This window comes from Flavobacterium sp. TR2, assembly GCF_025252405.1.
GTDB lineage: Bacteria > Bacteroidota > Bacteroidia > Flavobacteriales > Flavobacteriaceae > Flavobacterium.
Map to the genome: position 1 here is coordinate 2,193,100 of NZ_CP104307.1, position 12,178 is coordinate 2,205,277.

Consider the following 12,178-nt stretch of genomic DNA (forward strand, 5'->3'; position numbering starts at 1 on the left):
TATTAGTATTTATAATAAGTTTTTAAAGATTTATACCCGTAACCCGTTCCGATTTTTTATAATAATGCGAGGCATTTTATAACTAGCACTTCAAATAAGAATTTGAGGTTTAGAGAAGTAACCCGAGGTAGTAGCTGAATGATTAACTCTTTGATTTTTTAAAGAGTAGATTATAAATCTAAATTCAATTTTTTAATTGCAAAATAAATCAATAGTAAAAACTATGATGAATAACAGAAACAATAAAGATAAAAATCCAGTAAAAAGATTTAACAAAATCTCTATTGGATTGGCTTCGCCAGAATCTATCTTGAAAGAATCAAGAGGAGAGGTTTTAAAGCCAGAAACAATCAACTATAGAACTCACAAACCAGAGCGTGACGGACTTTTCTGCGAAAGAATCTTCGGACCAGTAAAAGATTTCGAATGTGCTTGTGGTAAGTACAAAAGAATTCGTTACAAAGGTATCATCTGCGACCGTTGTGGTGTTGAAGTTACTGAGAAAAAAGTACGTCGTGATAGAGTAGGACACATCAACCTTGTTGTGCCAATTGCTCACATCTGGTACTTCCGTTCTCTTCCAAACAAAATTGGTTATATCCTTGGTCTTCCATCTAAAAAATTAGATATGATCATTTACTACGAAAGATACGTAGTAATTCAGCCAGGTATTGCTAAAAATGCAGATGGAGAATCTTTACAAAGATTAGATTTCTTAACTGAAGAAGAATACTTAAACATTTTAGATACTCTTCCGCAAGAAAACCAATATTTAGATGATTTAGATCCAAATAAATTTGTTGCCAAAATGGGAGCAGAGTGTATTATGGATTTATTGGCTCGTATTGACCTAGATGCTTTATCTTATGAATTGAGACATAGCGCTAACAATGAGACTTCTAAACAAAGAAAAACTGAGGCTTTAAAAAGATTACAAGTTGTTGAGTCTTTCCGTGAGTCTAACGAAAACCGCGAAAACCGTCCAGAATGGATGATTATGAAAGTGGTTCCAGTTATCCCACCAGAATTGCGTCCACTTGTACCGCTTGATGGAGGTCGTTTTGCAACTTCAGATTTGAACGATTTATATCGTCGTGTAATCATTCGTAACAACCGTTTGAAAAGATTAATGGAGATTAAAGCTCCAGAAGTTATCTTAAGAAACGAGAAACGTATGTTGCAAGAATCTGTAGATTCATTATTTGATAACACACGTAAAGCTTCTGCTGTTAAAACAGAATCAAACAGACCATTAAAATCATTATCTGACTCATTAAAAGGTAAGCAAGGACGTTTCCGTCAAAACTTACTTGGAAAACGTGTGGATTATTCTGCTCGTTCGGTAATTGTCGTTGGGCCAGAGTTAAAATTATATGAGTGCGGATTGCCAAAAGATATGGCTTCTGAGTTATACAAACCTTTTGTTATCCGTAAATTGATTGAAAGAGGTATTGTAAAAACAGTAAAATCTGCTAAGAAAATTATTGATAAGAAAGAGCCTGTAGTTTGGGATATCCTTGAAAACGTAATTAAAGGTCACCCAGTATTACTTAACCGTGCTCCTACTTTGCACAGACTTGGTATTCAGGCATTTCAACCAAAATTAATTGAAGGAAAAGCGATCCAGTTACACCCATTAGTATGTACGGCATTCAACGCCGATTTCGATGGTGACCAGATGGCGGTTCACTTACCATTAGGGCCAGAAGCTATTTTAGAGGCTCAATTATTAATGTTGGCTTCGCACAATATCTTGAACCCTGCAAATGGTGCACCTATTACTGTACCTTCTCAGGACATGGTCTTGGGTCTATACTATATGACCAAAGAGCGTATTTCTACTGAAGATCATAAAATTATTGGTCAGGATTTAACTTTCTATTCTGCTGAAGAAGTAAATATTGCATTAAACGAAGGAAGATTAGAATTGAATGCTCGTGTGAAAATTAGAGCAAAAGATTTTAATGAAAACGGAGAATTAGTGTACAAAATCATCCAGACAACTGCAGGACGTGTATTATTTAATGAAGTAGTACCTGAAGCAGCTGGATATATCAATGACGTATTGACTAAGAAAAACCTTAGAGATATTATCGGACATATTTTAAGTGTGACTGATGTACCTACAACGGCAGCTTTCTTGGATAATATGAAAGATATGGGGTATAAATTTGCATTTAGAGGAGGTTTATCATTTTCTTTAGGTGATATTAGAATTCCAGAACAAAAAACGAAGTTGATTGCAGATGCTAGAGAGCAAGTTGAAGGTATCTCAACTAACTATAACATGGGTCTTATCACAAATAACGAGCGTTACAACCAAGTTATTGACGTATGGACTTCAGCAAATGCTCAGTTGACAGAATTAGCAATGAAAAATATTAGAGAAGACCAGCAAGGTTTCAACTCTGTATATATGATGCTTGACTCTGGGGCGAGGGGTTCTAAGGAGCAGATTCGTCAGTTAACTGGTATGCGTGGTTTGATGGCTAAGCCTAAAAAATCTACTGCTGGCGGTGGTGAGATTATTGAAAACCCGATTCTTTCTAACTTTAAGGAAGGTCTTTCGATTCTTGAGTACTTCATTTCTACTCACGGTGCTCGTAAAGGTCTTGCGGATACGGCTCTTAAAACGGCCGATGCAGGTTACTTGACAAGAAGGCTTCATGACGTTTCTCAAGATGTTATTGTTAACATTGAGGATTGTGGAACTTTAAGAGGTGTTGAAGTTGCTGCCTTGAAGAAAAATGAGGAAATCGTTGAGTCATTAGGTGAGAGAATTTTAGGACGTGTTGCATTACAAGACGTTATCAATCCTCTTACTAATGAGATCATGGTTAGATCTGGAGAACAAATTACTGAATCAATTGTTAAGACTATCGAAGCGTCTCCAATTGAGAAAGTTGAAGTTAGATCTCCATTAACTTGTGAGGCTTTAAAAGGTATCTGTGCTAAATGTTACGGTAGAAACTTAGCTACTGGTAAAATGACACAAAGAGGTGAAGCTGTCGGAGTTATTGCAGCTCAGTCTATTGGAGAGCCAGGTACACAGTTGACACTTCGTACGTTCCACGTTGGAGGGGTTGCTGGAGGTATCTCTGAAGAGTCTAGTATTATTACAAGATTCAACGGACGTCTTGAGATTGAAGATTTAAAAACAGTTAAAGGTGAAGATAGTGAAGGTAACGAAGTTGATATCGTTGTATCACGTTCTACTGAGTTGAAATTAATTGACGAAGGAACTGGAATCGTTTTAAACACACATAACATTCCTTACGGATCTAGTATTTTTGTAAATGATGGTGATGTGGTTACTAAAGGAACTGTAATCTGTAAATGGGATCCATATAACGGTGTAATTGTTTCTGAATTTACTGGTAAGATTGCTTACGAAGATTTAGAGCAAGGACAATCATATATGGTTGAAATCGATGAGCAGACTGGTTTCCAAGAAAAAGTAATTTCTGAGGCTAGAAACAAAAAATTAATTCCAACTTTATTAGTTTATGGTAAAGAAGGTGAATTGATTCGTTCATACAACTTACCAGTAGGTGCACACTTAATGGTTGAAAATGGTGAGAAAATTAAAGCAGGTAAAGTATTAGTAAAAATCCCTCGCCGTTCTTCTAAAGCAGGCGATATTACGGGAGGTTTACCAAGAATTACTGAGCTTCTTGAGGCTCGTAACCCTTCAAACCCAGCAGTTGTATCTGAAATTGATGGTGTTGTATCTTTCGGTAAAATTAAGAGAGGTAACCGTGAGATCGTTATCGAGTCTAAATTTGGTGAGATTAAAAAGTACCTAGTGAAACTTTCTAGCCAAATTTTAGTACAAGAGAATGACTTCGTAAGAGCGGGAGTTCCTTTGTCTGATGGTGCTATTACACCAGATGATATCTTAAGAATTCAAGGGCCAGCTGCTGTTCAACAGTACTTGGTAAATGAAATTCAAGAGGTTTACCGTTTACAAGGGGTAAAAATTAATGATAAGCACTTTGAGGTTGTAATTCGTCAGATGATGCGTAAAGTTAAAGTTGAAGATCCAGGAGATACTTTATTCTTAGAAGATCAATTGATCCACACTAAAGACTTTATCCTTCAAAATGATAAATTATACGGAATGAAAGTGGTTGAAGATGCTGGAGATTCTTCAGTATTGAAACCAGGTCAGATCATTACACCTCGTGAATTGCGTGATGAAAATTCATTATTGAAACGTACAGATAAAAATCTTGTTGTAGCAAGAGACGTAATTACTGCAACTGCAACGCCAGTTTTACAAGGTATTACAAGAGCTTCGTTACAAACTAAATCGTTCATTTCTGCGGCTTCATTCCAGGAGACAACGAAAGTACTTAACGAAGCTGCAGTAGCTGGTAAAGTAGATGATTTAGAAGGATTAAAAGAAAACGTAATCGTTGGACACAGAATTCCTGCAGGAACAGGTATGAGAGAGTACGATAACACTATCGTAGGATCTAAAGACGATTACAACGAAATGATGGCTAATAAAGAAGAATATATCTATTAATTAGGGAAACTATGAGTAATCCGAAACAACAACAAGAGCAAATTAACATTGAGTTAGACGAAAGCATAGCAGAAGGAATTTATTCTAATCTTGCGATTATCAATCACTCATCATCGGAGTTTGTTTTAGATTTTGTGAGCATTATGCCAGGTATTCCTAAAGCCAAGGTAAAATCAAGAATTGTCTTGACACCACAACATGCTAAAAGATTATTGAGAGCTATAGGTGAAAATATCCATAGATTTGAGGCAGCTCATGGCGAAATCAAAGAAACGGAACAAGCGCCAATACCGCTTAATTTTGGTCCAACTGGACAAGCATAAATTTTAAAGCCCCTTGAAAAAGGGGCTTTTTTTTGGATGTTATGAAAAATGCAGTTTATCGGATTTAATTTACTTTGGTCGACTAATTTTCTTTTGAGCAGAATATTATTTTAATTTGGTGTAACCTAAAAAAGATTAAAATTTTGAAATATAATGACTTAGTAAGGTTGATTTAATTCAAATTATAAAAAAGCGCTACTTGTTTAGCGTTTTTTTTATGGCTATAATTAAAAATATTCTCTTGGCTTCCCAACCTTTTGCCGAAAAACATACTCTATTTAAGTATAATGATCTATTCATGATTTTTAACTTAAATGATTACAGTATGAAAAAGAAGTTCACTTTAGAGATAGCGAGTCCATGTTCTGAAAATTTTGATAAAATGATTCCGAATGAAAGCGGTTCATTTTGTAATTCTTGCATGAAAAATGTAATTGATTTGAGTAAAAAAACGAATTCTGAAGTTGCAAAATTCATTTCAGAAAATAAAAATGCAAACATTTGTGCCAGATTAAAAACAACTCAGCTGAAAGAAGAATTTCAGTTTAATGAATCATCAAAAATCAATAACTTAAAATATGCAGCCGTGGCGGCGTCAATTTTGTTAGCATCAAATGTAACGGCACAGGAAAAAAATGCTGAAGAAACTGAGATTAGAGTTCCAGTACCAATGCATTATACAGTTGGAAAAGTTGTTTACGTTGAAAATACAGAAGAACAATCAATTTTTGTAAAAGGAAAATTACTTGATGCCAAAACAAATAGACCTTTCGATAAAAAAATATATCAAAATCTGGCTATTACTATTAATGGTTCAAAGAGCAATATAAAAATGAGTTCAAAAACAGGGGAGTTTTTAATTCCGGTATTAATTGCGAAGGATTCTAAAGCATTTGAAGTAACGATCACCGCCAATGATTATTATCTTTCGAAAACTATTCCTTTTAATATGAGTTTAGTGAAAGATAATGTATTGCAACAAAACATAGTCATTTCAGCTGATGAACTTGCTAGAATCTATATCGCAGGTGGATTAGGGATTAATTATACACGATAATAATCAAATTTGCATATTGGGGAATGTAAATGAAAAAGGCTGTCTAAAATAAATTGACAGCCTTTTTATGTTTTGAATTGAGAGTGGATTATTAATCAAACTCAGATGTAAAGTATAATTTCACACTTGGGTATTTACTCTGCGTCATTTGAATAGTGAAATCAGAATCGGCTAAGAATACCAATTGACCGTATTTATCATGAGCCAAGAATTTTTGTTTGATACGCTTAAATTCTTTAAACTCTTCATTTTTAGCGTCATCAGGCTTAACCCAACAAGCTTTATGCACCGGGAAGTTTTCATAAGTACATTTTGCTCCGTATTCGTGCTCTAAACGGTATTGAATTACCTCGTATTGAAGCGCTCCAACAGTTCCGATAACTTTACGATTGTTCATTTCTAAAGTAAACAACTGAGCAACACCTTCATCCATTAGCTGGTCAACACCTTTTTCCAATTGTTTTGCTTTCATTGGATCAGCGTTGTTAATGTATCTAAAGTGCTCTGGAGAGAAACTCGGAATCCCTTTAAAGCTCATGATTTCGCCTTCGGTTAAAGTATCTCCAATTTTAAAGTTTCCGGTATCGTGTAAACCAACAATATCACCAGGGTAAGAAATATCAACGATTTCTTTTTTTTCTGCAAAAAAGGCATTCGGACTAGAGAATTTTAAATTTTTCTTTTGGCGAACGTGGTAATATGGTTTGTTTCTTTCGAAAGTTCCAGATACAATTTTGATGAAAGCTAAACGGTCACGGTGTTTAGGATCCATATTTGCGTGGATTTTGAAAACAAATCCCGACATTTTTTCTTCTGTAGGTTCAACTGTTCGTGTTTCAGAATCTTTTGCTCTTGGAGATGGTGCGATTGTAATGAAGCAATCTAACAATTCGCGAACTCCAAAGTTATTTAAAGCAGATCCAAAGAATACTGGCTGGATTTTTCCATCCAAATAATCCTGACGCTCAAATTTTGGGTAAACCTCATCGATCAATTCTAATTCTTCACGAAGTTTATTAGCCGCTTTTTCTCCCACAATTTTATCTAATTCCGGATTGTTTTGCACATCAGAAAAAGCAATTGTTTCTTCAATATTTTTACGGCTGTCCCCACTAAAAAGATTAATATTTTCTTCCCATAGATTGTAAATTCCTTGGAAATCATAACCCATTCCGATAGGAAAACTTAATGGTGTAACTTTAAGGCCTAATTTTTGTTCTACTTCATCCATCAAATCGAAAGCATCTTTACCCTCACGGTCTAATTTATTGATGAAAACGATCATAGGAATGTTACGCATTCTACAAACAGCTACTAATTTTTCTGTTTGTTCCTCAACCCCTTTTGCAACGTCAATTACAACAATAACACTGTCAACAGCGGTTAAAGTTCTAAAGGTATCCTCAGCAAAATCCTTGTGTCCAGGAGTGTCCAGGATATTGATTTTTTTATCTTTATAGTTAAAAGCAAGCACAGAAGTCGAAACCGAGATACCTCTCTGACGCTCGATTTCCATAAAGTCACTCGTTGCTCCTTTTTTAATTTTGTTGTTTTTTACAGCTCCTGCTTCCTGAATAGCCCCTCCAAACAACAGTAATTTTTCAGTTAAAGTTGTTTTACCGGCATCGGGGTGCGAGATGATTCCAAATGTTCTTCTGCGTTGTATTTCTTTTAAAAAGCTCATATTTCGTATAAATAGGTTGCAAAAGTACTATTAAATACGGCTTTATAAAAATATTCAGTTCGTAAATTTGGAAGTCTTTATTTCTAAATGGATTTTAAAGAAAAAAATAAGGCTGTTTTGCAACAGCCTTAAATAGTCATTTTTAAAATTACTGATTAATTGACCAAATTGAATATCCTTTTGGAGGACATTGTATTTTTACCCATTTATCGGCTTGAGTTGTCGGATACCAAGATGAGTTTCCTGTAAAATCTTTAATTTGAGTATTGGCCCAATTGGTCTGAATCCATCTTTCCTGCCAAACATCTGAGTTGTTGATGTAAACTACTAGTCCAGGATTTCCGTTGTAACCGTTTCTTCTCGCCACGTATTCGTCATTGTCAGAATATAAGATAGAAGTTGTTCCAGTCGCTTTATTATTGTGAATCCAGATTAGATTGTTCAATTTGTTTTTGTCTAGCCATTCTTCATAATCTCTGTAGAAAATTGTTGGATAGCCTTCATGAGTTAATATATAGGAGTAAGCCAACATTTTGTTCCAGATTTCATCGGTATCATGATTGGTTACAAAAGTTACTGCTTTGTACGGATTGCGTTTCCACATCATGTCATCATTCAAAAGAGCCAAATTGTTACCATCAAAAGCATCATTCATTTTGTAGTAGCAAGCAAAGTCAAATACAGAACTGTTTGCATTGTTTGCCCAGTCATTTAAGACATTTACATTCGAATCCCATAATTCTCCAACAGAAAACCCGCCAACATTCGCATTCCATGCATTAACAACCCATGCGCCAAAACCTTTTACGTAGTCGAATCTCCAGCCATCAAATTTCATTGTATTTTTATAATATTTCCCGACACCATCCGCACGCAGCCACAGCCAGTTCTGAACATTTGGCGCAGTGTGACATAAATCAGGAAAACCTCCAAAAGAGCCTTCGTCATTATTTCCGTAACTGTTTTTATAAAAATCATTATAGTTGCGAGGGAATTTACCAGAAGCAACTCCTGTAAAATTTGTCCACGTATTTGTTCCTGTAAAAGGATTTGCCTCAGACTGTCCGCCGCTATTATGGTTGATTACGATATCTGCATAAACTTTGATGTTTTCGTTGTGAGCAGCTGTAATTAAATTTACCAATTCAGTTTTTGATCCAAATCTGGTTTCTACACTTCCATTCTGATTGTAATCTCCAAAATCAAAGTAATCTGTTGGATCATACCCCATCGAAAAAGCTCCGTTTTGTGCTTTTGATGCAGGTGGAAGCCATATAGAGCCAATTCCAGCGTTACCCCAAGCAGTAACTTTGCTACTTATGGTGTTCCACCAATTTCCTCCCGAAGGAACATCCCAATAAAAAGCTTGCATCATAACGCCTCCGCCTGGATTGTCAACATATTTTCCAGTTGGAGAAGAGCTTGAAGTGCCTGTGCTAAATGGTTTTCCATCATGATGCGTAACATCAATAATTTTAAAATTTTGGCTTTCAGCTTTTGAATCAGATTCACTGATTTCATTTTGAGAACAAGAATACAGCAGTCCAGTAAATGCCGTTATAAGGCATAATTTTAAAATAGGTTTTTTCATAGTAGATTGTGGTTAAGTTAAATAGTGAGTTTTGTAATTATTGTTTTTAAGCTAAAAAAAGGTGTTATTGGTAATTTTTTAAAGCTTAAATTGATAATTACGCATCTAAAGTAAATGTTTTTTGATTTAATTTTAATTTGTAAGAAAATAGTTTATCACGAAAACGTTGTAGTGTTGAGAACTTTTTTTATAGTGCTTGTAATTAGATGTTTATTTGTCATTTAAAATCAAATTTTAAAAGCAGCTGTAAAATTGTCTTTCGTGTATTAGAAAAATTAAACAGAAGATTTTGAGGGTTGGAATATAATTTTTTGTTAATAGTATATTGGATAGTTGGATTATGTAATTGAATTGTTATTTTTGTTCGTTATAAGTTACGAAAGAACTATACTTTAATTATTTATGTTTAAGTTGAACATACTTAATTTTAGAGGGATTATCTAAAAATAGACTTTACATTCAAATAAAAATTAAAATAATGTTATTAAAAAAATTACAGCTAAAAACAATTGATTACAAGTTTGCACTAACAATTTGTTTTTTTCTTTTTTTAACTCCAATTATCACAGCGCAAGAAATTATTCCTGATGTTGTTGCTCAAAAGCCAGTTGAAACTCCTTCTGGCGGAAAATTGAAAATAGATGGAATTATTGCTACAGTAGGAGATTATATTGTTTTAGACTCTGATATCGATAAAGGATTTTTAGAAATTACTGCGCAAGGCGGATCTATAAAAGACATTACTAGATGCCAGATGCTTGGTAAACTTTTAGAAGACAAACTATACGCTCACCAAGCTATTCAGGATAGTATTATTGTGAGTGATGCCGAAGTTCGAAGCATGATGGAAGAGCGTCTTAACTACATGACGCAACAAGTAGGTGACATTAATAAAGTAGTTGAATACTATAAAAAAAGCTCTGTTGAAGAATTTAAAACTTATTTTGCAGACATCTTAAAGGAGCAAAAGCTGGCTTCTGAGATGAGAGATAAGATTGTAAAAGATGTTGAGATTACTCCAGAAGAAGTTCGTAATTTCTTTAAGAAAATCCCAAAAGATGAATTGCCAACTTTTGGAGCAGAAATGGAAGTTGCGCAAATTGTCGTAGAACCTAAAATTTCTAAAGAAGATAAGCAAAAAGTAATTGATAGATTAAATGCTATAAGAAAAGATGTTCTTGAGGGATCTAGTTTTGCAACCAAAGCAGTTTTGTATTCTCAGGATCCTGGTTCTTCTCCAAACGGAGGATATTACAAAATGACAAGAAAAACGCCTTTTGTAAAAGAATTTAAAGATGTTGCTTTTAGTTTGCAGGCTGGAGAAATTTCAGAGCCATTTGAGACAACTTTTGGTTATCATATTATTATGGTAGAAAAAATTAAAGGGCAAGAAGTTGAATTGCGTCATATTTTGATCGCTCCAACCGTTTCAGAAGCTGCTTTAAAAGAAGCAAAAGAGAGAATTACCAATATTAGAAATAAAATTGTTAATAAGGAAATTACTTTTGCTGAAGCGGCTAGGACAGAATCAGACGAAAAAGAAACTAGAACAAATGGAGGGACATTGGTGAACCCAACAACTCAAGACACTCGATTTGAGTTGACAAAAATGGATCCAACCTTATATAGCCAAGTTTCAAATTTAAAAGGAGATGAAGTTTCTCAGCCACTTTTAAATACAGATGATAAAGGCAAGAAAACCTATAAGCTGATTACCGTTACAAACAGAATTGATGAGCATACTGCTGACTATGCTAAAGATTATACTAAAATTAAAGAATTAGCATTAAAAGAAAAGCAGATTAACGCAATTGCAAAATGGTTTGATACTAAAATTAAAGACACTTACATCAAAATCATTGGAGAGTATAAAGACTGTACTTTTGCGAACAACTGGTTGAAAAAATAAGTTTTAATAAATAAATAAAAAGAGTTAGTTTTATGATTTCATAGAATTAACTCTTTTTAATTTTAAATACACTCATAAATGTCTGACGTAACAGCAATTCACAATTTAGTTCAAAAAAGAAACGAATTAAAAAAAGAAATAGCGAAAATCATTGTAGGGCAAGACGCCGTTGTAGATCAAATTTTACTTTGTATATTTTCTGGAGGACACGCGCTTTTAATTGGAGTTCCGGGTTTGGCTAAAACCTTAATGATAAATACTTTGTCTCAGGCTTTAGGGTTAGATTTTAAAAGAATTCAGTTTACGCCAGATTTAATGCCTTCGGATATTTTAGGGAGTGAAATTTTGGATGAAAATAGAAATTTTAAATTCATCAAAGGGCCAATTTTTTCTAATATAATTTTGGCTGATGAGATTAATAGAACACCTCCAAAAACTCAGGCAGCACTGTTAGAAGCTATGCAGGAGAGATCAGTAACTATTGCGGGTCAGCACCATAAATTAGATTTGCCATATTTTGTTTTAGCAACTCAAAACCCAATTGAGCAAGAAGGAACTTATCCGTTGCCAGAAGCGCAATTAGACCGTTTTATGTTTGCTATTAAATTAGAATATCCAACTTTTGAAGAAGAAGTTCAGGTAGTAAAACGAACGACTTCTGATGTTAGAACAGAAATAAACCCGTTGTTTAATGCGCAGGAAATTATCGATTTTCAGCACTTAATCCGTAGAATTCCAGTTGCAGATAATGTTATAGAATATGCAGTAACGCTGGTAAGCAAAACACGCCCAGATAATTCTTTGACCAATGATTTTGTGAAAAATTATTTGGACTGGGGAGCAGGGCCAAGAGCTTCGCAAAATTTAATTTTAGCTGCAAAAGCACACGCCGCGTTTAACGGAAAATTTTCACCAGACATTGAAGATGTCCAAGCGGTGGCAACAGGAATTCTTCGCCATAGAATTATTAAAAATTATAAAGCAGATGCTGAAGGAATTACAGAAGAAACAATCATTAAAAAGCTGATGTAATTTCTGCAAAATATATTTACTAAATCCCGATAAATTTTTATCGGGATTTTT

The 12,178-nt window shown here is 34.4% G+C and carries 7 protein-coding genes; 5 read left to right on the forward strand and 2 right to left on the reverse strand.

The features are described 5' to 3' along the window. The first annotated feature begins 223 nt into the window (after window positions 1–223). The 3 genes from rpoC (at window position 224) to N4T20_RS09970 (ending at window position 5,911) form a co-directional block, all read left to right on the forward strand. Window positions 224–4,531, forward strand: a complete 4,308-nt coding sequence (rpoC, locus tag N4T20_RS09960; protein ID WP_260672855.1) for a DNA-directed RNA polymerase subunit beta' — start codon at window positions 224–226, stop codon at window positions 4,529–4,531. Between the two features lie 11 nt (window positions 4,532–4,542). After that, the gene (locus N4T20_RS09965) at window positions 4,543–4,854 is read left to right on the forward strand and encodes a DUF3467 domain-containing protein (protein WP_201998146.1); all 312 of its coding nucleotides are present in this window, start codon (window positions 4,543–4,545) and stop codon (window positions 4,852–4,854) included. A gap of 325 nt (window positions 4,855–5,179) precedes the next feature. Continuing rightward, window positions 5,180–5,911 (forward strand): hypothetical protein, encoded by a 732-nt coding sequence (locus tag N4T20_RS09970; protein WP_260672856.1) that lies wholly within the window; start codon window positions 5,180–5,182, stop codon window positions 5,909–5,911. 91 nt (window positions 5,912–6,002) lie between these two features. Here the strand turns inward: N4T20_RS09970 and N4T20_RS09975 are convergent, their stop codons facing one another. Further along, window positions 6,003–7,595: a peptide chain release factor 3 gene (locus tag N4T20_RS09975; protein ID WP_132989548.1), complete on the reverse strand. Its 1,593-nt coding sequence runs from the start codon at window positions 7,593–7,595 to the stop codon at window positions 6,003–6,005. Window positions 7,596–7,743: 148 nt separating this feature from the next. Next, window positions 7,744–9,186, reverse strand: a complete 1,443-nt coding sequence (locus N4T20_RS09980) for an alpha-amylase (protein ID WP_260672857.1) — start codon at window positions 9,184–9,186, stop codon at window positions 7,744–7,746. Between the two features lie 478 nt (window positions 9,187–9,664). On the opposite strand from N4T20_RS09980, the gene N4T20_RS09985 reads away from it, so the two are divergent. Both N4T20_RS09985 and N4T20_RS09990 read left to right on the forward strand, forming a co-directional pair. Further along, entirely contained in the window at window positions 9,665–11,095 is a 1,431-nt protein-coding gene (locus N4T20_RS09985; RefSeq protein ID WP_260672858.1) for a peptidylprolyl isomerase, read from the forward strand. 78 nt (window positions 11,096–11,173) lie between these two features. Then, on the forward strand, window positions 11,174–12,127 hold the full coding sequence (locus N4T20_RS09990; RefSeq protein ID WP_260672859.1) for a MoxR family ATPase: 954 nt from the start codon (window positions 11,174–11,176) through the stop codon (window positions 12,125–12,127). Window positions 12,128–12,178 lie beyond the last annotated feature (51 nt).